The following is a 25563-nucleotide window of genomic DNA, read 5'->3' as shown; positions in this document are numbered from 1 at the left end:
CCCCGTGTCCGCACGATCAGTCCAGCCACCGACCGTTGAACAGTGAGAAGGAGCCGCAGCCGCGATGGCCCGCCGCAGCACGAAGACCCCGCAGCCTGACGAGGCGTTCGAGGAGAAGATCCTCGACGTCGACGTCGTCGACGAGATGCAGGGCTCCTTCCTCGAGTACGCCTACTCGGTGATCTACTCGCGCGCCCTGCCGGACGCGCGGGACGGCCTCAAGCCCGTGCACCGCCGCATCGTCTACCAGATGAACGAGATGGGCCTGCGCCCCGACCGGGGGTACGTGAAGTGCGCCCGCGTGGTCGGCGAGGTGATGGGAAAGCTGCACCCGCACGGCGACGCGTCCATCTACGACGCGCTGGTGCGCATGGCGCAGCCGTTCTCCATGCGGCTGCCGCTGGTCGACGGGCACGGCAACTTCGGCTCGCTGGGCAACGACGACCCGCCGGCCGCGATGCGGTACACCGAGTGCAGGATGGCCGACGCGACGTCGCTGATGACGGAGTCGATCGACGAGGACACGGTCGACTTCAGCCCGAACTACGACGGCAAGGAGCGCGAGCCCGTCGCGCTGCCGGCCGCATATCCGAACCTGCTGGTCAACGGCACCACCGGCATCGCGGTCGGCATGGCCACCAACATGCCGCCGCACAACCTGGGCGAGGTCGTGGCCGCGGCCCGCCACCTGATCAAGCACCCGGGCGCCGACCTGGAGACGCTGATGCGCTTCGTGCCCGGGCCCGACCTGCCGACCGGCGGCCGGATCGTCGGTCTCACGGGCATCAAGGACGCGTACGAGAAGGGCCGCGGCACCTTCAAGATCCGCGCCACGGCCGCCGTGGAGAACGTGACGGCCCGCCGCAAGGGCCTGGTCGTCACCGAACTGCCCTTCACGGTCGGCCCGGAGAAGGTCATCGCCAAGATCAAGGACCTGGTCGGGGCGAAGAAGATCCAGGGCATCGCGGACGTCAAGGACCTCACCGACCGCTCGCACGGCCTGCGCCTGGTCATCGAGATCAAGAACGGCTTCGTCCCGGAGGCCGTCCTCGAACAGCTCTACAAGCTGACGCCGATGGAGGAGTCCTTCGGCATCAACAACGTCGCCCTGGTCGACGGCCAGCCGCTCACGCTGGGCCTCAAGGAGCTGCTGGAGGTCTACCTGGACCACCGCTTCGAGGTGGTCCGCCGGCGCAGCGAGTTCCGCCGCACCAAGCGCCGGGACCGGCTGCACCTGGTCGAGGGCCTGCTCGTCGCGCTCATCGACATCGACGAGGTCATCCGCCTCATCCGCTCCAGCGAGAACTCCGCGCAGGCCAAGGAGTGCCTGATCGAGCGCTTCGGGCTCTCCGAGATCCAGACCCAGTACATCCTGGACACCCCGCTGCGCCGTCTGACCAAGTTCGACCGGATCGAGCTGGAGTCGGAGCGCGACCGCCTCAACGGCGAGATCGACGAACTGACCGGAATCCTGGAGTCCGACGCGGAGCTGCGCAAGCTGGTCTCGGCGGAACTGGCCGCGGTCGCCAAGAAGTTCGGCACCGAGCGCCGTACGGTCCTGCTGGAGTCGGGCGCCTCGGCCGTCGCCACGGTGCCGCTGGAGGTCCCGGACGACCCCTGCCGCGTCCTGCTCTCCTCCACCGGTCTCCTGGCCCGTACGCCCAACGGCGAGCCCCTCGCCCTGGACGACGCGCGCCGCACCAAGCACGACGTGATCGTCTCGGCCGTCCCCGCGACGGCGCGCGGCACCGTCGGCGCGGTGACCTCGGCGGGCCGGCTGCTGCGACTGGCCGTGATCGACCTCCCCCAGCTCCCCGGCACGGCGTCCGCGCCCAACCTCTCGGGCGGGGCCCCGGTCGCGGAGTTCCTCTCCCTGGAGGGCGACGAGACCCTGATCTGCCTGACCACCCTGGACGAGTCCTCCCCCGGCCTCGCGATCGGCACGGAACAGGGCGTCGTGAAGCGGGTCGTCCCCGACTACCCCGCCCACAAGGACGAGCTGGAGGTCATCACGCTCAAGGACGGCGACCGCATCGTCGGCGGGCGGGAGCTGCGCACGGGCGAGGAGGATCTGGTCTTCATCACCGACGACGCCCAGCTCCTGCGCTACCAGGCCTCGCAGGTGCGCCCGCAGGGCCGCCCGGCCGGCGGCATGGCAGGCATCAAGCTGGCCGCGGGCGCCAAGGTCATCTCCTTCACGGCCGTCGACCCGGCGGCCGACGCGGTGGTCTTCACCGTCGCCGGTTCGAAGGGCACTCTCATGGGCGACGCGGAGTCCTCCGCCAAGCTCACCCCGTTCGACCAGTACCCGCGCAAGGGCCGCGCCACGGGCGGCGTCCGCTGCCAGCGCTTCCTGCGCGGGGAGGACGCCCTGCTGCTGGCGTGGGCGGGCGCGGCCCCGGCCCGGGCCGCCCAGAAGAACGGCACCCCGGCCGAGCTGCCGGAGCTCGACCCGCGTCGCGACGGCTCGGGCACTCCGCTGCCGAAGCCGGTGGCGGCTCTGGCGGGGGCGGTGTAGGGGCTCCGCCGCACGGGGCGGGCCGTTTGCCGGGGAGATCACTCCTCGCGGGCGGGCCGCCTCCGGGAGGATCACTCCTCGCGGACGGGCCGTCCCCCCGGGGAGATCACTCCTCGGGGGGCGGCCCCTCCGTCTCCGCCGTCTGTACGTAACGCAGGACGCCCCACATGGCGCGCTCGGCGGGAGTGTCCTCGCCCGGTGGCACGTCCCGGGCGTCCGGCTCCCCCACGCACCCGGCGAGCCGCTCCCGCAGCGCCCGGCCGTCCGTGCCCGTCCCGATCAGCACGAGCTGCGTGAGCCGTTCCTCCTGCGCTCCCCAGGGCTCCGGACGGAACCGCAGGAACCGCCCCACCGCGTGCACCGCGTACCGGTTGCGCGCGTCGGCGGCACCGAAGTCGACGTATCCCTTGATCCGGTACAGCCCCTCGGGCCGCGCGTCGAGGAAGGCCATGAGCCGCCCCGGGTCCATGGGGACGTCCGACACGAACTCCACGCTCTCGTACGCGGCATGCAGATGCCCGGAGCAAGCGGGGCACTCGCCGCGCCCGGCGTGCCCGGAGCACGGCCCCTCCTCACCGCCGTCGCCCTCGGCCTCGGCCCGCAGGTCCTCGAAGCTCAGCTGCCAGCCGTCCTCCTGGTGCTGCGCGGCGGTCCGCCGGTCGAAGAGCACCTCCGGATCGATCCGCCCGTACGCGGAGCAGATCACCGCACCGCTCCCGAGGCCGGCCAGTTCCTCGCGCAGCGCGGCGAGCTCCTCCTCGCCCACCCGGTCGGTCTTGTTGAGCACGACCAGGTCAGCGACGGCCGCATGCCGCACGATCTCCGGATGCCGCAGCCTGGTCGCCCCGAACTCGGCCGCGTCCACGACCTCCACGAGCCCCCCGTACACGGCATACGGGTTCTCACTGGCCAGCAGCATCCGCACCAGCTCCTGGGGCTCCGCCAGCCCGCTGGCCTCGATGACGATGACGTCCATCCCGGCCGCCGGATCCGTCAGCTTCGCCAGGTACGCATCGAGCTCACTCGCGTCCACCGCACAGCACAGACACCCGTCCCCGAGCGAAACCGTCGAGTCCCCCAACTGTCCCGCCACGGCCATCGCGTCGATCTCGATCGCCCCGAAGTCATTGACGATCGCCCCGATCCGGGTACCACGACTCCGCTTGAGCAGATGATTGAGCAGGGTCGTCTTCCCCGATCCCAGAAATCCGGCGAGGACGACGACGGGGATGTGTGGCCTGGACATGGTCCCGATCGTAAACGCACCGGCTGTCGCGGCTGCCGCACTCCGGCCGCTCCCGAAATCGGGGGCCGCCCCTTTTCGGACGCGGCAGGCGGTGAACGGTTGTCGGTGGCACCCAACGGGCACATATGCGAGTAGGGCGCACGTTGCCACGACACGTCTTCGCACGTCTCTGACTCCGTGCGCCTCTGCTCCGCCTTCCGCCGACCGGAACCGCTCGGCACTCTGGAGGCGGGACACGCAGTCAACGACCGCCGGCCGGCCCGTACTCCACGTCCGCCCACCCGGTGCTCAGTGCGGTCGCCTGTGATTTTCGGGGGTTGGGATGGCTAAGCACGGACAGCAGCGGGGGGTCGTGGTGGGGCTCGTCCTGGGGACGACTGCCTTCACCGCCATGCTCATCCAGCAACAGCGGATCCACCGGCGCATCGCACTGACCGCCCAGCGGCAACTGCAGCTCCAGCTCCAGTGCAAAGCGATGGCCGATCCACAGCTCGCCGCTGTGCTGGACACCTACGAGGAGGAAGTGCCCGCAGACCGGCAACGGCAGTTCCTCTTCGCCAACGCCCTCTACGGCAACATCCTGCACGACTGTCGCGTCGGCACGATGAGCCTCGAAGAAGCGCTCGGCCATCTCAGAATCACCTGCCAGAGCAAGGTCTTCCGGGAGTACTGGGACGCCACCGGTCACCACCGGGCCAGCCTGCCTTCGGACTCGGCGGAAGCGGCCATGGGCAGGCTGGTGGACGAGATCGTCGCCCGGGCCAGCGACGAGGGCGATCAGTGGTGGATCGCGTGAGAAGGCCGCTTCACAGCGCCGGATCCCGTCACGCATGACCGTCGTGCGCCCATGCGCCCCTGCACGCGCCGGTGTGTGCCGGAGGAGGTCCGAGGGGAGAAAAGCGGCTCACGAGGCCGTGCCGCCCCGCGCGCCCCGGAGTGCACGCGGGTGATCTATCTCACGTCCGGTACATTACGTGCGCAGAGGCCCCGGCCTGCACGCACACCACAGATCGCGCGCATGCACCTCCGCCCTTGAGTGCGCACAAGGTGCGTGCAAGCCACACATGAACTGGAACAGTGGACTCCCGTTGAAGAACCTACAGATCGTCCGCAGGATCGGCGCTTCCCCCCAGGCACGAGGCAGTGCGACGGGCCAGACGTGCCCCGACATCTTCGAGTTGAGCGACGGGAACTTCGCGGTCATCGGGACGGAGTCGACCGCAGTCCTGGACCACGAGCTCCCGGCGGACGCGGGACGTGCCGACTACGAACGCATCGTGGTCATCAGCCGCGAGACCCTGATCCGGGCGAAGGCCGACATCCCCGACGCGTAGACACCGGCCGGCCGCTCGCAGCAGGGCCGGCCGGGCGCGCGGCCGCCGTCCGGCAGCCAGGACCAGATGGGCCCCTTCGCCTGCACGGCGTTGCAGGGCCCATTCCCCTGTGGCCCCTTCCCGCGGACGCCCGGCGCGGTCCCGGCGGCACGTCCCCTACCGTTCCTGTCCATGCGCATCACCTGGCCCCAGCGCGTCGTCTCCCAGTTCCTGCTGCTGCAACTGGCGGTGGCCACCGGCATCACCGTCCTCGCCACCGGGCTCTTCCTCGCGCCCCTCGGGGCCCAGCTCGACGACCAGGCGATGCGGCGGGCCCTGGCCATCGCGCAGACCACTGCTTCGCCGCAGGTCGCGCGGACGCTGCTCGACTCCCCCGCCGCGCCCGGCGGGCCCGTGCAGGCCGAGGCCGAGCGGATCAGGCGGGCGACCGGAGCCGAGTACGTGGTGATCATGGACCGGCGCGGGGTCCGCTGGTCGCACACCGCGACCGCCCGGATCGGGCAGGTCGTCTCGACCGACCCCAGCGGCGCCCTGGCCGGGCGCGAGGTCATGGAGATCGACAGCGGCACCCTCGGCCCGTCCGCCCGCGGGAAGGTCCCGCTGCGGGACGCACGCGACCGCATCGTCGGCGCGGTCTCGGTCGGCATCGAGTACGACAGCGTGCGCGCCCGGCTCCTCGCCGCGATCCCGGGGCTCCTCGCGTACGCGGGCGGGGCGCTCGCCGTCGGGGCCCTGGCCGCGTACCTCATCTCGCGCAGGCTCCAGCGGCAGGTGCACGACCTGGCCTTCTCCGACATCGCGGCGCTGCTCGCGGAACGCGAGGCCATGCTGCACGGCATCCGGGAGGGGGTCGTGGCCCTCGACCCGGCCGGCCGGGTGCGGCTGGTCAACGACGAGGCCCGGCGGCTGCTGGGCATCGGCGACGAGGCCACGGGCCGCCCGCTGGACGAGGTGCTGGGGCAGGGGCGTACCGCGGACGTGCTCGCGGGCCGGGTGTCGGGCGAGGACCTGTTGACCGTACGAGGTCCCAGGGTGCTGGTCGCCAACCGCATGCCCACCGACGACGGCGGGGCCGTGGCCACCCTGCGCGACCGCACCGAGCTGGAGCAACTGGGCCGCGAGCTGGACTCCACCCGGGGCCTGATCGACGCCCTGCGCGCCCAGGACCACGAGCACGCCAACCGGATGCACACCCTGCTGGGTCTCCTCGAACTCGGCATGCACGAGGAGGCGATGGACTTCGTGACGGAAGTGGCGGGAGTGCACCGGGCGACGGCGGAGGAGTTCACCGACCGCGTCCACGACCCGCTTCTCGCCGCTCTGCTGGTCGGCAAGGCGACGGTCGCGGCCGAGCGGGCGGTGGTGCTGCGCCCGGCGGCCGAGACGATGCTGCCGGACCGCCTGGTGGACCCGCGCGGGCTGGTCACGGTGGTCGGCAACCTGGTGGACAACGCCCTGGACGCGGCGGCCGGCTCGCCTGCGGCCTTCGTGGAGGTGGCGCTGTACGCACGGGGCCGGGAAGTGGTGCTACGGGTGACGGACAGCGGCCCCGGGGTGCCGGACGCCGAACGCGAGTCGATCTTCACCGAGGGCTGGACGACGAAGGCGCTCCCGTCGCACGGCAAGCGCGGTCTCGGTCTCGCTCTCGTACGGCGTCTGGCCGAGCGGCACGGCGGCAGCGCCCGGGTGGCGCAGGCGCCGGGCGGTGGCGCGGAGTTCACGGTGGTCCTCCCGGAGGCGCTGACCGCGCCCGGCTGAGCCGCGCCTCACACCGCCCCCGCCCCCGTCAGCGACCGCACCTCCGTCTCCGCGTGCTTCGCGGCGTCCGGCTCCTCGCGCGAGGTGACCGTCCCCAGCCAGCCCGCCAGGAACCCCAGCGGAATCGACACCAGCCCCGGGTTCTGCAACGGGAAGTACTGGAGGTCGGCACCGGGGAACAGCGACTCCGGGCTGCCCGAGACCACCGGTGAAACGATCACCAGCAGCACCGCGGGCACGAGCCCCCCGTACACCGACCAGACCGCCCCGCGCGTGGTGAACCCCCGCCAGAACAGCGAGAAGAGCAGCACCGGCAGGTTCGCGGACGCGGCCACCGCGAACGCGAGACCGACCAGGAACGCCACGTTCAGGTCCTTCGCCAGCAGTCCCAGCCCGATGGCCACCACCCCGATCCCGCCCGCCGCCACCCGGGCGACCGCGACCTCGCTGTACGGCTTGCCGCGCCTGCTGCGGCTGCGCAGCGACGCGTACAGGTCGTGCGCGACGGAGGCGGAGGAGGCCAGGGTGATGCCGGCGACGACGGCGAGGATCGTGGCGAAGGCGATGGCGGCGACGACCGCGAACAGAACCGTTCCTCCAGCGGAACCCTCACCGCCGCCCAGTACGTTGGCGAGCAGTGGGACCGCGGTGTTGCCGGCCGCGTTGGACGCCCGCACCTTGTCGGTGCCGAGCAGTGCCGCGGCGCCGAAGCCCAGGACGATCGTCATCAGGTAGAAACTGCCGATGAGCCCGATCGACCAGACCACCGAACGGCGCGCGGCCCGCGCGGTGGGCACGGTGTAGAAGCGGGAGAGGATGTGCGGCAGCCCCGCCGTGCCCAGCACGAGGGCCAGCCCCAGGCTGATGAAGTCGAGGCGCGCGGTCCAGTCCCCGCCGTAGCGCAGGCCGGGCGCGAGGAAGTCCAGTCCGTGCCCGCTGCGCGCGGCGGCGGTGGTCAGCAACTGGTTGAAGTCGCCCCCGAAGCGCACCAGGACGAGCACGGTGAGCGCCAGCGCGCCCGCCATCAGCAGGACGGCCTTGACGATCTGGATCCAGGTCGTGGCCCGCATCCCGCCGAGCGTCACGTAGACGACCATCAGCGCGCCGACCCCGACGACCGTCCACGTCTGCGCGGCCCCGCTGCTGCCGCCGAGCAGCAGCCCGACGAGGCTGCCGGCGCCGACCATCTGGGCCACCAGGTACAGCACGGACACGGTGACCGAGGAGGTGCCCGCCGCGATCCGCACGGGCCGCTCCCGCATCCGGGAGACCACGACGTCGGCGAGGGTGAACCGGCCGCAGTTGCGCACCAGTTCGGCGACCAGGAACAGCACCACCAGCCAGGCCACCAGGAATCCGACGGAGTAGAGCATCCCGTCGTAGCCGTAGAGGGCGATGAGGCCGGAGATGCCGAGGAAGGAGGCGGCGGACATGTAGTCGCCCGCGATGGCGAAACCGTTCTCCATGGGGCTGAAGAGGCGTCCGCCGACGTAGAACTCCTCCGCCGAGCCTTGCCGGTGGCGGCTCACCCAGGTGGTGATGGCGAGCGTCGTCGCGACGAAGGCGCTGAACAGCAGCAGTGCCAGGGTCTCGTGGCCATGGTTCACCGGCCGGCTCCCCGGGCTTCGGTCAGCCGGGTCAGTTCCTGGGTGTCCCAGCGCAGTTCGAGCGCGGCCCGGTCCCTGCGCAGCCTGGCGTGCCGGGCGTACGCCCAGGTCAGCAGGAAGGTGGAGAGGAACTGGCCAAGACCCGCGACCAGCGCGACGTTGACCGCGCCGGCCACCGGCCTGGCCATCAGGCCGGGTGCGGCGGTGGCGGCGACGACGTAGGCGACGTACCAGGCGAGGAAGGCGAGGGTCGCGGGGACGACGAACCGCCGGTAGCGGCGGCGCACTTCCTGGAAGGCGGGGCTGCGCTGCACCTCCAGGTAGATCTCGGCGGCGCCGGGGCCCGGCCCGGGCGCGGTGGGCTGCTGCGGCACCGCGGGCGGCCGGGCTCCCGGGCCGCCGGTTTCCCCCCAGCCGGAGGCGAGGGCGTCATACCACGGGTCGTCGAACCGCATCGCCGCGGCGTCGCGCCCTTCGTGCTTGTCCACCGAACAACACTCCTTGTCCGCGGCCGGACTGGTCCGCGCGCCCCAGGATGGGCAGACAAGCAAGTCCCCCGGTTCGGCAATGCCCTCTCTTCACCCCATCAGGTGACGTCCGCACCCGGCGGACCCGTGCGCGGCGGCCTGGCGAGGCCTTGCCGGTAGGCGTAGCGGACGGCCTGTGCGCGGTCGCGCACGCCGGTCTTCGCGAAGAGGTTGTTGATGTGGGTCTTCACCGTGGCGGACCCGATCCGCAGCCGGCGGGCGATCTCCGCGTTGGTCAGCCCCTCGGCGATCAGCTCCAGCACCTCGGCCTCGCGCGGGGTGAGCCCGTCGGGCAGGTCCCCGGAGCCCGGCGCGCCGTACACCAGGGGCTCGGGGGCGGTGACGCGCTCCAGAAGCCTGCGCTGCACCTCGGGCGAGAGCCGGGCCTGCCCGGACATCACGTCCCGCACCGCCCGGACGATCTCCTCGCCGTCCGCGTCCTTGGTGAGGTACCCGCGCGCACCGGCCCGCAGCGCGGGGAACAACCAGTCGTCGTCGGCGTACGTGGTGAGCACGACCACCTGGGTCGCGGGGTGCGCGGCCCGGATCCGCCGGGTCGCCTCCACGCCGTCGCAGCGCGGCATCCGCAGGTCCATCAGCACCACGTCCGGCGCGTGCCGGCCGACCAGTTCGACGGCCTCCTCGCCGTCCCCCGCCGAACCGGTCACCTCGATGCCGGGCAGCAGCCCCAGCAGCAGGACGATGCCCTCGCGCACCATCGCCTGGTCGTCGACGACCAGCACCCGGACGGTGCCCGCCTCGGCGTCGTCCCGGCTCATACCGGCATCCGCAGTCTCACCACGAATCCCTCCCCCTCGGGCCCCGCCTCCAGCGTGCCCCCGAGCAGTTCCGCCCGTTCCCGCATTCCGAGCAGACCGTACCCGCCTCCGGTCGCGGCCAGCTCCCTTCGCATGTCCGCGTTCCGCGGCTCGGTCGCCTCAGTCGGCCGTGCCGTCGTCACGGACCCGGCGTCCCCGGCCGGTCCGGTCGCCGGTCCCGCCGCCGCCCCCGGCCCCGGCCCCGCCGCCTGTCCGTCCCGGCGGCCCGAGTCCCGTATCTCCAGGGTCACCTCGTCGCTCCCGTACGCCAGCAGGATCCGTACCGCCGCTCCCGGCGCGTGCTTGCGCACGTTGGTGAGGGCCTCCTGGGTCACCCTGCGCAGCGCCTGGGAGGCGTCGGCGGGCAGCCCCCGCCGCGCGCCGGCCACCTGGACGTCGGCCCGGTCCATGGCCGCCATCTCCCGCAGGTAGTCCTCGACGGGCGCCATGTCCCCGCGCAGCGCCGACAGCGCCTGCCGGGTCTCCGCCAGCCCTTCGCGGGCCATCCTGCGGGCGGCGACCACCCGTTCCAGCAGCCCGTCCCGGAACGGGCCCCGCGGCTCCCTCTCGACCAGCAGGCGGGCCGCCTCCAGGTGCACCACCTGCGCGGAGAGGCTGTGCGCGAGGACGTCGTGCATCTCCCGGGCGATCCGGGCCCGCTCGGCGAGCGCGGCGCTCTCCGCCTCCGCCGCCCGGGCCGCCCGCTCCTGCGCCAGCAGCAGGAACCCGGAGCCCCGCGCCTGCGCGTCCAGCCGCAGCATGTACCCGGTGACCAGGACACCGAAGCTGACCACCAACTGCTCCCGCAGGCTGACGTCCCCCAGCCACGACATGCCGGTCACCAGCACCGCGCCCACCGGTGTGCCGGCCGCCAACGGCAGCCGCACCATGGCCTGCACCACGCAGACCACCAGCAGGATCGCCCCGGACGCCTGCGCGTCCACCGCGTACGCTCCGCCGGCCAGGAGCGCGACCGCCCCGAGCACCGCCAGCGAGGGCAGCAGCCGGTGCCGCAGGGTCAGCCGGTCGTACAGCTCGGCCGCCCCCGTGACCGCGACCAGGGCGAGCGGCGGCACCACGACGGCGAGACCGTCGAAGGCCCGCGCCGCGTACGCCTCCAGAAGGATCCAGGCGCCGATGCCGAGCCACATGGCGACGTCGATGACCCTCCGCACCCGGGGCACCCCGATGCGCGTCAGGGCCTCCCGGGAGGGCCAGGCGGTGAATCCGCCGCCCCACCGCGTCGACTGCGCCGGCATTGCCGTCTGCGTGTTCATGCTTCGACGTTACGGAGCGGGAAGCCCCCGCGAATCGGAGCGTGGGTGGAGCTTTCGGCTCCACCCACGGGTTGACTCCGCCACCGCACGCGCGGATCGCACCGCATACGCGGATCAGGCGTCGATGCGCGACCTGTCCAGCGTCGCCGCCGCGCTGGTGATGAACTCCTTGCGCGGCGCCACCTCGTTGCCCATGAGCAGGTCGAAGACGCCCTCGGCCGACTCCAGGTCACCGATGTTGATCCGGCGCAGCGTACGGAACCGCGGGTCCAGCGTGGTCTCCGCGAGCTGGTCGGCGTCCATCTCGCCGAGGCCCTTGTAGCGCTGGATGTCGTCCTTGTACCGGATGTTCTTGCGCTGGTACTCCAACAGGGTCTGGCGCAGTTCGTTGTCCGAGTACGTGTAGACGTACTTGTCCTGGCCCTTCTTGGGCTGCACCAGCTCGATCCGGTGCAGCGGCGGGACCGCCGCGAACACGCGCCCCGCCTCCACCATCGGGCGCATGTACCGCTGGAAGAGCGTCAGCAGCAGGATGCGGATGTGCGCACCGTCGACGTCGGCGTCGACGAGGAGCACGATCTTGCCGTAGCGGGCGGCGTCGATGTCGAAGGTCCGGCCGGACCCCGCTCCTATGACCTGGATGATCGCGCCGCACTCGGCGTTCTTCAGCATGTCCGAGACGGACGCCTTCTGAACGTTGAGGATCTTGCCGCGGATCGGCAGGAGTGCCTGGAACTCGGAGTTCCGGGCAAGCTTGGCCGTGCCGAGCGCGGAGTCCCCCTCGACGATGAAGAGCTCGCTGCGCTCCACGTCGTCACTGCGGCAGTCCGCGAGCTTCGCCGGCAGCGACGAGGACTCCAGGGCGGTCTTCCGGCGCTGGGCGTCCTTGTGCTGGCGGGCCGCGATACGGGTCCTGGCGGCCGCGACGACCTTGTCCATCACCGAGCGGGCCTGCGCCTTGGCGTCGCGCTTGGTGGAGGTCAGGAAGCCCTTGAGCTCCTTGGCGACGACGTTGGCGACGATGCGGTTGGCGGCGGAGGTGCCCAGCACCTCCTTGGTCTGGCCCTCGAACTGCGGCTCGGCCAGCCGTACGGTGACGACCGCCGTGAGGCCCTCCATGGCGTCGTCCTTGACGACGTCGTCCTCGGCGACGCGCAGCAGCTTGGCGGAGCGGAGCGTCTCGTTCACCGTCTTGGTGAGGGAGCGCTCGAAGCCGGAGACGTGGGTGCCGCCCTTGGGGGTGGCGATGATGTTGACGAAGGACTTGACCGTGGTGTCGTACCCGGTGCCCCAGCGCAGCGCGATGTCCACGGACAGCTCGCGGGTGACCTCGGTGGGCGTCATGTGGCCGCGGTCGTCGAGGACCGGGACGGTCTCCTTGAAGGTGCCCTGGCCGGTGAGCCGCAGGACGTCGCAGATCGCCTTGTCCTGCGCGAGGTACTCGCAGAACTCGCTGATGCCGCCGTCGAAGCGAAACGTCTCCTCGCTCTTGCCGACGCCCTCCAGGTCCCGCTCGTCGCGCACGACGATGGTCAGTCCCGGCACCAGGAAGGCCGTCTGCCGGGCGCGCTGGTAGAGCGTGTCCAGGGAGAGCTTGGCGTCCTTGAGGAAGATCTGCCGGTCCGCCCAGTAGCGCACCCGGGTGCCGGTGCGGCCCTTGGGAACGCGCTTGCCCCTGCGGAGCCCGTTGCCGGGGTCGAAGGGGGCGTCGGGGCCCTCTCCGGTGAAGGCGCCGGGGACGCCGCGGCGGAAGCTGATCGAGTGCGTGACGCTGCGGTCCACCTCGATGTCCAGGCGGGCGGAGAGCGCGTTCACCACGGAGGCGCCCACGCCGTGCAGACCGCCGGAGGCGGCGTAGGAGCCGCCGCCGAACTTGCCGCCGGCGTGCAGCTTGGTCATGACGACCTCGACGCCGGACAGGCCCGTCTTGGGCTCGACGTCGACGGGGATGCCGCGGCCGTTGTCCTGGACCTCGACGGAGCCGTCCTCGTGGAGGATGACCTCGATGCGGTCGCAGTAGCCGCCGAGGGCCTCGTCGACGGAGTTGTCGATGATCTCCCAGAGGCAGTGCATCAGGCCGCGGCTGTCGGTGGACCCGATGTACATGCCGGGGCGCTTGCGGACCGCCTCAAGACCTTCGAGGACGAGCAGGTGCCGCGCGGTGTAGTTGGAACCGTCACGGTCCGCGCCGCTCAGCAGTGCGGTGGACGGGACGGTCGTATCGGCGGTCACGCGGTTCGCTCCTCGCTGAATTTCAAATGGGCCCCGATGGGGTACGGGGTCGGCGTCTGTCGCCGCTCAGAGGGTAACGGGGCCTGGTAGAGCGGGTGTAACGCCACCCTCGGGAAAACTCATGCTAGTCCAGTGGCGTACACATGTTCGATCCCTCGATGGAGTGAAGCACATGTCACGTTCCCTTCCGGGCATGAACCATTTAGGCTCCGGGCACGTCCTCATCAACAACCCGGCAATCCGGCCGGGGGGACGCCCCACCAAGACAAGCCAGCAACGCGAAACCGTAAAGCGACGCAATACGGCTCATTCGCCGCCAACCGGCAACAGACAACCACTCCGGAAGACCTTCGGAAGAAGTTTCAAGAAAAAGCCACGAGCGGGAACGTTTTCGGCCTGGTTGGATGTTGACCCTGGTACGACAGCTCGTCGAGCTAGAGAAGAGGCGACGTGACTACTGTTCTGACCCCCGCGAGCCCCCTGACGGCCGCTGACCGATGCGACCGCTGCGGCGCCCAGGCATACCTGCGCGTTCTCCTGGCCAGCGGCGGCGAACTGCTCTTCTGCGCCCACCACGGTCGCAAGTTCGAGCCCGAGCTCAAGAAGATCGCCGCGGAAATACAGGATGAGACGGACCGGCTGACGGTCACGCCTTCGTCCGTCGAGGACGACGAACACTGACGCCCTGAGAGCGTCCACGAGACGCCTGAGAGCGTCGACGACGAGCCGAGGACCGCATACGGACGGTCGACGGGCGGCTTCCCCCGGGTGTGCGGGGGAAGCCGCCCGTTCTCGTGCGCGGGCGCGGGCGCGGCGGACTGTCGCCGGGTACGTGATGGGCCGGTACGGCCCCGGAACGCGCGGGAAGGGGCCGGGGGCCGGAAGCGGGGGGCGGAGCCCGGAAACAAGGCCGGAGGCAGGGCCCCGGAGCCGAGGGCCGGAATCCTGGGTCGGGCGAGCGCACCGCGGCAGGCCCGCCAGGGCCGTCCCCCGACCGGCATCACGCCAGTGCCCTCAGCCCCTCCCCGGAGCCCTGGACCCGCCCCCGGAGCAGCCGCCACCGGGCGGAGCGGTCCAGCGGCAGCCACCAGAGGGGCCGCTCCCCGGGCGCAGTGCCGGCCCCGCCGACGGGTACGCAGGTGGGGCCGCGCCCGGTTGCCCGTGCACGGCCCCTGCCCCGCCCCGAAAGCCCCTGTCCCCTCCGAAAGCCCCCGGGTCCGCCCCGGAGGCCTGTCCCCGCCCCGAAGGCCCCGGCGTCGTCATGCGCCCGGGCCGCCCCTCCGCACGGACGGCGGCCGTCCCCCGCTTGGGCGAGGGGCCGCCCGTTCAGCCCCGCGCGCGAGGGTCAGATCTGCTCCGCCAGCACCTCCGACAGCGCCGGGATCCGCGTGTACACCCCCGGGTTCTCCGCCTGCCCGCACCCGCTCCCCCACGACACCAGCCCGATCAGCCGCCCCCGCGCCACCAGCGGCCCCCCGCTGTCGCCCTGACAGGCGTCATGACCGCCCTCGGGATCCCCCGCGCACAGCATCGTCGCCGGCAGATACGCTCCGTCGAGGTTGCCGGGGTACGCCCGGGCGCACGCCTCGTCCGGCAGTACCTGCACCTCGGTGGAGCGCAGGGAGGACGCGTACGTCCCGTGGCCCGTGGTGTCGCCCCAGCCGTAGACCGACGCGACGGTCCCCGGGTCGGTCAGGCGGCTGTTCGCCGGGGCCGTGCGGATCACGGACTCCGCGGGCAGCGCCTCCTCCAGGGTCAGCACCGCCAGGTCGCCGGAGTTCGACCGCGGATCGTAGGACGGGTTCACCCAGGCACTGCGCACGGCGATCTCCCGACCGTCGGCGCCGCCCAGTTCCTCGCGCCCGGCGATGACCTTCAGGTCCCGCACCTCGCTCAGCCGCACGCCGAGCACGTCCCTGTCCAGGCAGTGCGCGGCCGTGAGCACCTTGGTCGGCGCCACCACCACTCCGCCGCAGAACTGCCCCGCCCGCATACCGCCGAACCGGTCACGGCTGGCCACCGCCACCACCCACGGACTGTCCGCCACCTTCACGGCCTGGCCCCCTATGATCACGCCGTCGGCGGCGGCCGTGCCGGCCGCCGCCAGGGGCGGCCCGGCCACTGCGGCAATGAGGGCGAGGGCCCCCGTGAGCGATCTGGTGATGGGGCGACGCATAGGTCCTCCTGACTCAGGGGTGTGATGTGCACACCCAGAGTCATCCAGTGCCGTACCGGCCGCACCCGCACGGCACGCCGCGAGCCCAGGTCCCGTACGACACGGACGAGCGTGCGAACGGACGGAACCCGGGCCCGGTGGCCGACTCGAACAGCCCAGTCGAACTCGAACAGCTCAGTCGAGGTAGTCGCGCAGCACCTGCGAGCGCGACGGGTGACGCAGCTTGGACATCGTCTTGGACTCGATCTGGCGGATGCGCTCACGCGTCACGCCGTAGACCTTGCCGATCTCGTCCAGCGTCTTGGGCTGGCCGTCGGTGAGGCCGAAGCGCATGGACACGACACCGGCCTCGCGCTCGGAAAGCGTGTCCAGGACGGAGTGCAGTTGCTCCTGGAGAAGCGTGAAACTCACCGCGTCGGCCGGAACCACGGCCTCCGAGTCCTCGATGAGGTCGCCGAACTCGCTGTCGCCGTCCTCGCCCAGCGGCGTGTGCAGCGAGATGGGCTCGCGGCCGTACTTCTGGACCTCGACGACCTTCTCGGGGGTCATGTCGAGTTCCTTGGCCAGCTCCTCCGGGGTGGGCTCGCGGCCCAGGTCCTGGAGCATCTGGCGCTGGACGCGGGCCAGCTTGTTGATGACCTCGACCATGTGCACCGGGATGCGGATGGTGCGGGCCTGGTCGGCCATCGCGCGGGTGATCGCCTGCCGGATCCACCAGGTGGCGTACGTCGAGAACTTGTAGCCCTTGGTGTAGTCGAACTTCTCGACCGCGCGGATCAGGCCCAGGTTGCCCTCCTGGATGAGGTCCAGGAAGAGCATGCCGCGGCCGGTGTAGCGCTTGGCGAGGGAGACGACGAGGCGGAGGTTGGCCTCCAGGAGGTGGTTCTTGGCGCGGCCGCCGTCCTGGGCGATGATCTCCAGCTCGCGCTTGAGCTTGGGGGCGAGCTTGTCGGAGTTGGCGAGCTTGTCCTCGGCAAAGAGACCCGCCTCGATGCGCTTGGCGAGCTCCACCTCCTGCTCGGCGTTGAGCAGGGGGACCTTGCCGATCTGCTTGAGGTAGTCCTTGACCGGGTCGGCGGTGGCGCCCGCGACCGCGACCTGCTGCGCCGGCGCGTCGTCCTCGTCGTCGTCGGAGAGGACGAAGCCCTTCGATTCACCGGACTCACCGGACTCGGCGCTCTCCTCGCCGTCGCCCGTCCCGGCCTTGGTCTCCTCAACCGGCTCGTCGCCGTCCGCGGTCCCGGCCTGCTGCGCGGCGGTCTTCTTCGCCGCAGTCTTCCGGGTGATGGTCTTCTTCGCCACGGCCTTCTTGGCGGTGGTCCTCTTCGTTGCGGTTTTCTTCGCGGGGGCGGCAGCGGCAGTCTCGTCGGCGGGCGCTTCCCCGGGGCCCGTGACGGAAGCCGCGGCGGCAACTGCCTTGGGCGTGACGGTACTTGCCGCGAAGGTCCGGGGCACGGTCCGCTGGACGGGACTCCTGGGGGCCGGGCTCTTCTCCGCAACGGTCTTGCGGGCACGCTTGGGCGGCTCCGCGGCGGCAACCATCAGCATCACACCCTCTTCCTCAAGGATCTGGTTGAGGCTGCGCAGGACGTTCTTCCACTGGGTCGGCGGAATCCGGTCAGCCTCGAAGGCCCGACGCACGTCGTCGCCGGCGATCTGCCCATCAGCCTTTCCCCGCTCGATGAGCGCCAACACAGACTCGGACTCGGCGATCTCCGGCGGGAGCGTACGGGATGTGCTGGCCGACACGAACAACCTCTCGAAAGCGATGGAAATGGCGTCCGGCCCCGAGCCCGCTGGAGGGCCTGAGCCGACGACCACCGGCTGGGGATGGTGCACCGGCGGACCGGGCGAGAACCTGGGACCGTCTGCGATGCCGCGAGCGGCCTCCGCATTCCCTCCTCGGCTGTCACCTCTTAGGTCATCGCGGGATCCGACGGAGTGTTACGCCTCAATCTTCGCGGTCCGGGTCGGTGGCACGGGCGAAGGGACCGAGTCACGGGAGGCGTGCGGCGCGCGGCGCGCGGGCGATGTGCGGCACGGCGGCGGGCCGCGGCGCACAGTTGCCCGCGATGAACTCCCGCCCGGGGAGGGGCCCCCACAGTCGTGTCGCCGAACCCTGGGGGTCCGGCGACACGGAGGGGGTACGGCCGCGCGGGACACGGCGTGGGGAACCGCTGACGGTGTACGGGGCGAGGAGCGGCCGGGGACGAAGGGGGTCAGTGCTCGCGCGGAGCCGGAACGACGCGCTCCACCTCCGGGTGGACGGTGAGGAGTTGACGCATCGCGACCTCGGCCCCCGAGCCGTCGCCCGCGGCGAGCGCGTCGGCGATCCGGGCGTGGTGGGAGAGGGAGACATCAGTGGGACGGTCGCAGCCGACGATGGGCCCGCCGGAGACCTGAAGGGCGGCGGAGACGATACCGGAGAGGTGCTCCAGCATGCGGTTGCCGGCGAGGTGGATGAGCAGGGAGTGGAATTCGGCATCGGCCCGGGAGAAGGTCAGGGAGTCGCCCTGGGCGAGGGCGTGCCTCATGATGTCGACCATGTCGCCCAGGCGCTGCTGCACGTCGTCGCGCCCGTGGCCGGCAGCCAGCCGGGCGGCGAGGGGCTCGATGGTCCAGCGCAGTTCGGTCAGTTCACGACGCTGGTCGTCGCGCTGGGGTCCGAAGGCGCGCCATTCGATGATGTCAGGGTCGAGCAGGTTCCAGTCACTGACCGGCCGGACCCGGGTTCCCACGTTGGGGCGGGCGCTGACCAGCCCCTTGGCCTCCAGAACGCGCAACGACTCGCGGACGACGGTGCGGGACACCTCGAAGCGCTGCCCGATCTCCTCCGGCACCAGCGGGCGGTCGGCGCCGAGGTCGCCCGAGACGATCATCTGGCCGAGCTGCTGGACGAGTTGGCCGTGCAGGCCGCGGCCGCGGTTGCCCGCCGCGCGGCGGCCGATCCGGCCCAGGTCGGATTCGGGACTGTCCCAGCCGATGGGTCCGACCCGGTCGGCGGCGGACACCTCTGCGAAGGGGTAACGGTCGAGGTCGCCGGGGCCGGCGAGACCTGTGTCGACGGAGCGGGCGGCGGTCATCATGGTGTGCGCAAGGGTACTCACGGAAGAGTTGTCGGCGTCCTGCTCGTGCCCCTTGAGGTCTTTGGTGAAAAGCACACGAAAGGGTGATCACCGTCCTCTCCCCCATTGACGCCTTGCCGGGCAGAAGCGTGTGCTCCAGGGGGAGTTGTGGGCGAATCGATGTCTCGACGTCAGAATGCGATCACCAACGGGCCTTGCGGCGAAGGTCCGTGATCAGATATGTGCACAGGAGTACAGGAAGCGACAACGCCAGTGCGGTGCCGACGGGTTGGGCGACGATCCGCATCGCGGCCAGCAGCCACTGGTCCGCCTCCGCCGGAATCCGGATCCACGTCAGCTCCCGCAGCCTGCCCGGGAGTCCGACCGTCGAACGTGCTGCCGGTCCGCTCAGCAGGTGCTGGACGACGGGAGCGACGGCCACCGGCACCGCGAGCACGGCCGCAAGCCCCGCCGTGGCGACCCGGAACACCCCGGCGCCCAACACCCCCGCCCAGGCGCACCCGACGCTGAGCGCGGCCCAGCTCGCCGCCTTGCCGGGCAGGCCGGAAGCGGGAAGCGGCGTCGCCCCGGCCCCGTACAACAGGCGTACGAGGAGCAGGTTCACCCCGACCGTCAGGGCGGCGAGAAGCAGCGCGAGGCCGGCCGATACCGCGAGTTTGGCGAGGAGGAGCCCGAGGTGGCGGGGCGAGGTGCCGCGCGAGGCGGCGAGTGCCGGGTAGCGGAACTCGTCGCCGAAGGAGAGCGCGCCGAGCAGGCCGGCCGCGAAGGCGGCGGGCGGCAGGGGCAGCAGGGCGGGCCACGCGGCGAGAGCGACGGGCAGGGAGCCGCCGCTGCCGCCGGCGTGCACGGCGAGGACGCACAGGACGGCGGAGGCGACGAGGGAGGTGAGGGCGACGAGGAAGGTGCTGCGGGTGCTGAAGGTGCGGAGCACTTCGTAGCGGAAGGGGCGCAGGGGGCCGCGGAGGGGGCGGAGGGGGGTGCTGTCGCGGTGGCTCACCGCAACGGGGCTCGTCGCAGGAGGAGTTGCGAAGTCCCCTGCGAGTGGGGCGCGGCCCTCACCGGTCAGCGGAATGCGGCCCCCGTCTACGGACGGTGCACGGTCCGCACCTGTCGACGGCGCGCGGTTCTCGCCTGCGAGCGGTGCACGGCCCGCACTTGTCAGCGACGCCCGGCTCCCGTCTGCGAGCGGTGCACGGTCCCCGCCGGTCAACGGTGCGCGGCGGGCGTCTGCGAGCCGTGCGCGGCTCGCGTCGCGGGGTGTGACGGGCGTCTGCTGCGCGGGGGTGCGCCCCGGGCCCATGTCTCCGGTCTCGTCCGCGAGTTGGTGCACGGGAACGCCGTGCCGGAAGGCGGTGTCCCCGACCTCCGCGCAGGTGCTGCCGTACACGGACAGACGGTTGCCCTCCTCGGGGACCACTTCCACCGAGCGCCGCGCGACGCGGGCCTCCTTGCTGAGGAGCGCGCCGAGCCGGACGGCCTGCGGGGTGCGGACGGCGACGCGGGGGCGCAGCCGGGTGCGGGCGAAGTCGGCGGCGGCCTGGTCGGCGACGAGGCGGCCCTCGTCCAGGCTGACGACGCGGTCGGCGGTGCGGGCGGCCTCCTTGGCGTCGTCGGTGGTGTACAGCACGGTGCCGCCGTGCGCGGCGTGGGAGCGCAGGAGTCCGTGCAGCCAACTGCTGTCCCGGGGGGAGAGCCCGGCCGCGGGTTCGTCGAGGAGGAGGGTGTGCGGGTCGGCGAGCAGGGCGGAGGCGAGGCCCAGACGGCGGTCCATGCCCAGGGAGAGGTTGCCCAGGCGCTGACCGCCGAGTCCGGTGAGGCCGACGACGTCCAGGAGGGAGTCGGCGCGCGCGGCGGGCACTCCGGCGGCGGCGCAGAGCATCCGGAGCTGCGCGCGGGCCGTGCGCGAGGGGTTGCCGGGGACGTCACCGAGGAGGGCGCCCACTTCGCGGGCCGGGTGGGCGACACGGTGCAGGGGGCGGCCGCGGAAGTACGTGACGCCTCGGCCCCGTTCGAGTCCGAGCATGAGGCGCAGGACGGTGGTCTTCCCGGAGCCGGGGGCCCCGAGGAGGGCGGTGACGGTGCCGGGACGGGCCTCGAAGGTCAGGTCGTCCACGGCGGGCGGGCGGGCCCGTCGCGGCGTGCTGGTGAGTCCGATGGCCTGGAGCATCGCTTCCCTCGCGTCTCGTGCGGCTCCCGCGACGTCCACGGCTCCCCGCGGTGGAGGGAACGCTCGGCGGCCGAGGCGGGTACCGCAGCAAGATAACGCGACATTTAGGACTTTTTGCGGAGGCCCCGGCCCGGGAGGTCCGGGCCGGGGCGGGAACGGGGTCCGCGACGTGGCCTCCGGTCAGACTTCGGGACGCAGCATCGGCGGATTGAGTACGGTCGCGCCGCCCGCCCTGAACAGCTGCGCGGGGCGTCCTCCCTGACGGGTCGTCGTCCCGCCCGACGGGACGAGGAACCCGGGGGTGCCCGTCACCTTGCGATGGAAGTTGCGCGGGTCGAGGGCCACGCCCCACACCGCTTCGTAGACCCGGCGCAGCTCGCCGACGGTGAATTCGGGCGGGCAGAAGGCCGTGGCGAGTGAGGAGTACTCGATCTTCGAGCGGGCCCGTTCGACGCCGTCGGCGAGGATCTGCGCGTGGTCGAAGGCGAGCGGGGCCGCCTCCTCGTCGCCGCCGAACGCGTCCTCGTGGCCGAGCAGCGCCTCCACCGGGGCCCAGCGGGCGCTGTGCGCGTCGCCCCCCGCCCGGGGCGCGGGGAGGTCGGGGGCGAGTGCGAGGTGGGCGACGCTGACGACCCGCATCCGGGGGTCGCGCGCGGGGTCGCCGTAGGTGGCGAGCTGTTCCAGGTGGGCGCCCTTGCCGAGGGCGGCCGGGGGCGCCGGGGCGGGAGGCGCCGTCGGGGCGGCCGCGGACGGTGCGGCGGCCCCGGTCGTCGTGGCGGGGTGCGCGGCGGGGGCGGAGGGAGCCGTGCGGGTGGACAGGGCGATCAGGCCGGTCTCCTCGGCCAGTTCACGGGCCGCCGCCGTCGCGAGGTCCTCGTCCCTCCGGACGAAGCCGCCGGGCAGCGCCCACCGCCCCTGGAACGGCGGCTCTCCACGGCGTACGACCAGTGCGCAGAGCGCGTGCCGACGCACCGTGAGCACGGCCAGATCCACGGTGACGGCGAAGGGCGGAAAGGCCGACGGATCGTAGGGCGACATGCGGCGATCATAGTCGTCTGCCTGACGATAAACAGTCTCTTCGCGGGCCGGCCCGTCCGCCGCGCCCCGGGCCGTCGCCCTCCCCGTGCCGGTCACGCGTCACACCCCGAGCTGGAGGCCGTCGGCGGCCTCCTCGACCATGCCGAGGCCGAGCCGGCTGACCCGGGCGGCGAACGGTTCGCCGGCGACCCGCAGCCCGGAGAGCTGGAGGGCCCCCAGCGGGGCGCTGTTGAGCGGCGTCAGACGGACCGTCCCGGCGGGGGCGTCGGGACGGATGCCCACGAGGGTGGCGCACAGGTGGACCACGGCCGCCGCGGACACCGCCGCCGGACGGCAGGCCGCCGGATGCGGCAGCGGGGAGCTGTCGGCGGTGCGCTGCTCCCCCGCGTACATCTCCGGCAGCCGGTGGCCGAAGGCCTGCGCGGCGTCCAGCAGCCCGCGCAGCAGCGAGCCCGCCTCCCTCTCGTATCCCGCCGCGGCCAGTCCGGAGACCGCGACGGCCGTCTCGTGCACCCGCACCGCACCGCTGCGGTGACCGAAGGGGTTGTGCCCGGCCTCCTTGGCGCCGAAGCCGCGCAACCCCCAGCCCGTGTCCATGGACGGGCCGCCCAGCAGACGGGCCAACTGCTCGGTCTGGACCTTGTCGAGCAGCCCGGGGGCCGCGCGGCCGGCACCCAGGAGCCCGGTGTCCAGGAGGTGTGCGGTGGAGCTGCCGAGGTGCGGGACGGGGCGTCCGTCGGCGGCCAGGGCGGCACAGGGGCGGCCGCCCGCGCGGTCCTCGATCCAGAAGTCCTCCCGGAAGGCGCGGCGCAGGTCGGCGGCCCGGTCCCGCCAGTGGGCGGCTCCCGGCCGGCCGCAGGACTCCAGGAGGTCCGCGCCGAGCAGCGCGGCCCGGTGGGCGTGGGCCTGGGTCTCGGCGCGGCGCAGCCCGACGGGGCCGGGGTCGCGCAGGTAGACACCGTCGCCCAGCGCGGTGCGCAGCCAGTCGAGACAGCGTTCGGCGGCGGGCAGCAGTTCCGCGAGGTCGCTTTCGGGCAGACCCCAGCGGCGGGCCTCCGCGAGCACCACGGGGAAGGCGAGCGTGGCCTCCAGGCCCGTGCAGCCCGGCGGCAGGTGCGGGCCCGCGTCGCGGAACGGGCCGGGGATGCGGCCGTCGCCCCCGGCCTGGGTGCGGGCGAGGGTGCGCAGCGTGGCCGCCGCGAGCCGGGTGCCCAGGGGGAGCGCCATGCGCACCGCCCAGAGGGCGTCCGCCGGGGCGAGGCCGCAGCGCCAGGGGATGCCGGCGGCCGGGTAGACGTCGGAGGGGTGAGCGGGGTCGCGCATCAGGAGCGAGCGGAGGTCCTCGACGGCGGTGCGCAGCAGGTCCCGTACCCGGGGATCGTCTCCTTCGGCGCTCACCTCGGGCAGCGGGCAGCCGCCGGTCCTGCCCGCGGAGCGCACGGGCCGGTCGGTGCGTACGCGCAGTTCGACGGTGCGGGAGCCGCCGGGCGGCAGGTCCATCTCCCAGCGCAGCAGTCCGGCGGAGGCGAGCGCGTCGCCCGGCGGCGGGTCGGCCGTCACCACGCAGTGCGCGGGGCCCGCGGCCCACCGCATGCCGGAGTCGTGGACGCTGGCGGGCAGTTCGGGGCCGGGGCGGCCGGCTCCGATGGCGCCCAGGTCGGCGAGGTCGGTGCCGAGGGTGATCTCGACCGGGACGCGCAGGGGGCGCGGGGCGGAGCTGCGCAGGGTGATCCGCTCCACGCCGTCGGCGGTCCGTACCCGCTCGACCATGATCCCGGGGTCGGGGCCGCCGTCGCCCTGGGTGCGGACCACGCCGACGAACCGGGCCCGGTCGGCCGTGAGTGAGCGGCCCTGGACGGCGATGGGTTCGCGGCCCGCGACGCGCAGTACGCAGCGGGAGAGCAGCCTGCGGCCCGACTGGTAGAAGCCGTCGAACCCGTGCCCGGTGAGCTGCCCGTGGTCCGCGGAGAGCGCCAGGGACGGCAGGTCCGCGCAGATGATCATCCCGTGCGTGGCGGGCAGGGCGGCGGCCCGGCCGACGGGTCCGCCGACGGGTGCCGGAGCGGTGCGCCGGGGCGTGGGCGGCGCGCCGCGGCCTGCGGAGGACTGCGGGACGGTGAGGGCCATGCGGTGCCTTCTCTGCGCTCCGGAGGGTGGCGACGGATGTGGCGACGCGGTGCGAGCGGTGCCGCCACTCAGGTGAACGGCGCGGTGGGCGGCGGGGTCACGGCCGAGCGGGCACCGGGCCTTCATCGTCCGCTCCGGGTGCCGCGTCGCGGGCGGTGCGGCACCTCGCGCCGCCCGGCTCCGGTTCCCCGGGCCGGGCGGCCCCGGGCCCCCGCGACCTGGCGGTCCTTGGTGCGGGCGCCCGGCGGCCGGGTCGTGGTACGCGCGCTTCCCGCACGGAGGGTCCGTCGCGCGTTCGCCAGGGACGTACGGCCGGGGCCGGATGCACGGCTCGCGACGGAGGTACGGCCCCCGCGCCCGCCCGGGCCGCTCCGGGCGCCCTTCAAGGAGTGCGGCACCGGCCCCTCGGCGCGTCCGGCGCGTTCACGGCGCAGGCAGGCGCGGAGCTTCTCCGGGTCCAGGCCGTCGTTGCAGGCCTGGTGGAGGAGTTGGGCGAAGGTGTAGTCGCGGTCGGCCTCCAGGGCGAGGCCGAGGGCGACGCGGCCCTCGGGTTCGTCGCCGGTGGACCAGGCGACCCAGCCCGCGAGAGTGAGGGGCGGGGCCGCGTAGGTGGCGTAGGGGCCGACACACCTGCGGGCGAGCAGTCGCCACAGCCTGAGCGCGGGGGCGGCCTCGGGGCCCTCCATCCACTCCGCCAGCCGGTCGCGGGTCTCCCGGTCCTGGAGGCCGTGCAGGACGGCGCCCGCTTCGACGTCGTCGATCAGGGCGTCGTCGGCGCTGTCGGCGTCCTGCCAGGACCCGCGCGGCGGCGCGGCGCTTCCCAGGCGGCGCAGCAGGGTCCTGGCCAGGGCCAGGGTCTCGCGGCCCACCTGTTCGCGGCCGGCCCGGGTGAGCAGACGGGGCATCACCGCGCTGCCCGCGTCGTCGAGGGCGCTCACCGTCGTGCGGAGGTGTTCGGGGACGTGGGTGCGGGGAGCGAATCTGGCCTCCATCTCCCGCAGCGTTCCGCGGACCTGGATTCCCGCGTAGGCCGCGGCCGCCGCCATCACCGACGTACCGGGCAGGGCGAGGCCCGTTCCCTCGGGCGGGCAGCAGCGGCGGTCGGGGCAGCAGTACGACCAGAAGCGGCCGTCGGAAATGCAGAGGGCTTCGAGCACGGGCACGTCCAGGACCCCGCACGCGGTGCGCAGGCGTTGCGCGAAGGCGCGCAGCCGCTCCATGACCTGCCGGCCGCTCTCCCCCTCCGCCGGGTCCTGGCAGAGGAAGACGACGACGCCGTCGGGGCGGCGGCCGTGCCGCTCGCTGTTGGCCAGCAGGCATTCGGCGAGGTGGGCGGCGACCGGGGCCCATTCCTGGGGCGACTTCGGAATGCCGACGCGGAGCCTGCCGCCGAACCTGCCGCGGCGGCCGTGCAAGGCCACCAGGACCACCGAGTCGGAGGGATGGAACCCCATCAAGTACGGGAGGCAGTCGGCGAGTTGGGCGGGTCCGCGAAGTGTGACCTGCTGTTCTTCGACTCCGTCTGCGGCGGTGACGGCCGGGACGGAGCCCTTCGCCACGCCTGCGGACAGGTCGGCGGTGGGGCCGTGGGAGAGATCGCGATTTCCGCTTGCGTCACTGTTCGTGTTCATGACGCTACTTTCCGACGTGCC

Annotated in this window: 18 protein-coding genes; 5 read left to right on the top strand and 13 right to left on the bottom strand. The window is 72.8% G+C overall.

The genetic code is table 11. From position 1 onward, the window contains the following. Positions 1-64 precede the first annotated feature (64 nt). A complete protein-coding gene (locus ACZ56L_RS00540) occupies positions 65-2518 on the top strand; it encodes a DNA gyrase/topoisomerase IV subunit A (RefSeq protein WP_471059994.1) in 2454 nt (817 codons plus the stop codon). A gap of 106 nt (positions 2519-2624) precedes the next feature. On the opposite strand, the gene ACZ56L_RS00535 is transcribed toward ACZ56L_RS00540, so the two are convergent. After that, entirely contained in the window at positions 2625-3764 is a 1140-nt protein-coding gene (locus ACZ56L_RS00535; protein WP_471059991.1) for a CobW family GTP-binding protein, read from the bottom strand. A gap of 322 nt (positions 3765-4086) precedes the next feature. On the opposite strand from ACZ56L_RS00535, the gene ACZ56L_RS00530 reads away from it, so the two are divergent. The 3 genes from ACZ56L_RS00530 (at position 4087) to ACZ56L_RS00520 (ending at position 6856) form a co-directional block, all read left to right on the top strand. Continuing rightward, positions 4087-4560 carry a DUF6082 family protein gene (locus tag ACZ56L_RS00530; protein WP_345217425.1) on the top strand — a complete coding sequence of 158 codons (474 nt, stop codon included), beginning with the start codon at positions 4087-4089 and terminating at the stop codon, positions 4558-4560. Positions 4561-4828: 268 nt separating this feature from the next. Beyond that, positions 4829-5098, top strand: coding sequence for a hypothetical protein (locus ACZ56L_RS00525; protein WP_345217423.1), 270 nt, complete (start codon positions 4829-4831; stop codon positions 5096-5098). A 171-nt stretch (positions 5099-5269) separates the two neighbouring features. After that, a complete protein-coding gene (locus ACZ56L_RS00520; RefSeq protein WP_471059986.1) occupies positions 5270-6856 on the top strand; it encodes a sensor histidine kinase in 1587 nt (528 codons plus the stop codon). A gap of 8 nt (positions 6857-6864) precedes the next feature. On the opposite strand, the gene ACZ56L_RS00515 is transcribed toward ACZ56L_RS00520, so the two are convergent. From ACZ56L_RS00515 to ACZ56L_RS00495, 5 genes are all read right to left on the bottom strand, one after another. Further along, positions 6865-8463 carry a solute symporter family protein gene (locus tag ACZ56L_RS00515; protein ID WP_345217419.1) on the bottom strand — a complete coding sequence of 533 codons (1599 nt, stop codon included), beginning with the start codon at positions 8461-8463 and terminating at the stop codon, positions 6865-6867. Then, positions 8460-8918 (bottom strand): DUF485 domain-containing protein, encoded by a 459-nt coding sequence (locus ACZ56L_RS00510; RefSeq protein WP_345219018.1) that lies wholly within the window; start codon positions 8916-8918, stop codon positions 8460-8462. The genes ACZ56L_RS00515 and ACZ56L_RS00510 overlap by 4 nt, the downstream gene beginning before the upstream one ends. A 131-nt stretch (positions 8919-9049) precedes the next feature. After that, positions 9050-9769, bottom strand: coding sequence for a response regulator (locus tag ACZ56L_RS00505; RefSeq protein WP_471059981.1), 720 nt, complete (start codon positions 9767-9769; stop codon positions 9050-9052). Continuing rightward, positions 9766-11085, bottom strand: coding sequence for a sensor histidine kinase (locus ACZ56L_RS00500; protein WP_471059978.1), 1320 nt, complete (start codon positions 11083-11085; stop codon positions 9766-9768). The genes ACZ56L_RS00505 and ACZ56L_RS00500 overlap by 4 nt, the downstream gene beginning before the upstream one ends. A gap of 114 nt (positions 11086-11199) precedes the next feature. After that, on the bottom strand, positions 11200-13317 hold the full coding sequence (locus tag ACZ56L_RS00495) for a DNA gyrase/topoisomerase IV subunit B (protein ID WP_345217412.1): 2118 nt from the start codon (positions 13315-13317) through the stop codon (positions 11200-11202). Positions 13318-13767: 450 nt separating this feature from the next. Here ACZ56L_RS00495 and ACZ56L_RS00490 point away from each other — a divergent pair, with 450 nt between their 5' ends. Beyond that, positions 13768-13998, top strand: a complete 231-nt coding sequence (locus ACZ56L_RS00490; protein ID WP_345217410.1) for a DUF7455 domain-containing protein — start codon at positions 13768-13770, stop codon at positions 13996-13998. Between the two features lie 664 nt (positions 13999-14662). Here the strand turns inward: ACZ56L_RS00490 and ACZ56L_RS00485 are convergent. The 7 genes from ACZ56L_RS00485 to ACZ56L_RS00455 all read right to left on the bottom strand — a co-directional run bounded on the left by ACZ56L_RS00485 (position 14663) and on the right by ACZ56L_RS00455 (position 25542). Then, positions 14663-15493 (bottom strand): S1 family peptidase, encoded by an 831-nt coding sequence (locus ACZ56L_RS00485; RefSeq protein ID WP_345217407.1) that lies wholly within the window; start codon positions 15491-15493, stop codon positions 14663-14665. Positions 15494-15667: 174 nt separating this feature from the next. Beyond that, positions 15668-17242: an RNA polymerase sigma factor gene (locus tag ACZ56L_RS00480; protein ID WP_471059973.1), complete on the bottom strand. Its 1575-nt coding sequence runs from the start codon at positions 17240-17242 to the stop codon at positions 15668-15670. Positions 17243-17712: 470 nt separating this feature from the next. Then, entirely contained in the window at positions 17713-18600 is an 888-nt protein-coding gene (locus tag ACZ56L_RS00475) for a FadR/GntR family transcriptional regulator (protein ID WP_345217402.1), read from the bottom strand. 160 nt (positions 18601-18760) lie between these two features. Next, a complete protein-coding gene (locus ACZ56L_RS00470; protein WP_471059970.1) occupies positions 18761-20746 on the bottom strand; it encodes an ATP-binding cassette domain-containing protein in 1986 nt (661 codons plus the stop codon). A gap of 180 nt (positions 20747-20926) precedes the next feature. After that, on the bottom strand, positions 20927-21784 hold the full coding sequence (locus ACZ56L_RS00465) for an NUDIX hydrolase (protein WP_471059967.1): 858 nt from the start codon (positions 21782-21784) through the stop codon (positions 20927-20929). A 99-nt stretch (positions 21785-21883) separates the two neighbouring features. Then, positions 21884-23911, bottom strand: a complete 2028-nt coding sequence (locus tag ACZ56L_RS00460; protein ID WP_471059964.1) for a glycogen debranching N-terminal domain-containing protein — start codon at positions 23909-23911, stop codon at positions 21884-21886. A 122-nt stretch (positions 23912-24033) separates the two neighbouring features. Then, positions 24034-25542 (bottom strand): DUF4192 domain-containing protein, encoded by a 1509-nt coding sequence (locus ACZ56L_RS00455; protein WP_471059962.1) that lies wholly within the window; start codon positions 25540-25542, stop codon positions 24034-24036. Positions 25543-25563 lie beyond the last annotated feature (21 nt).

The sequence above is a fragment of the Streptomyces sp. NPDC039736 genome (assembly GCF_055596485.1).
The sequence above is the reverse complement of the archived record's forward strand: the minus strand, read 5'-3'. Positions and strand labels throughout refer to the sequence as shown.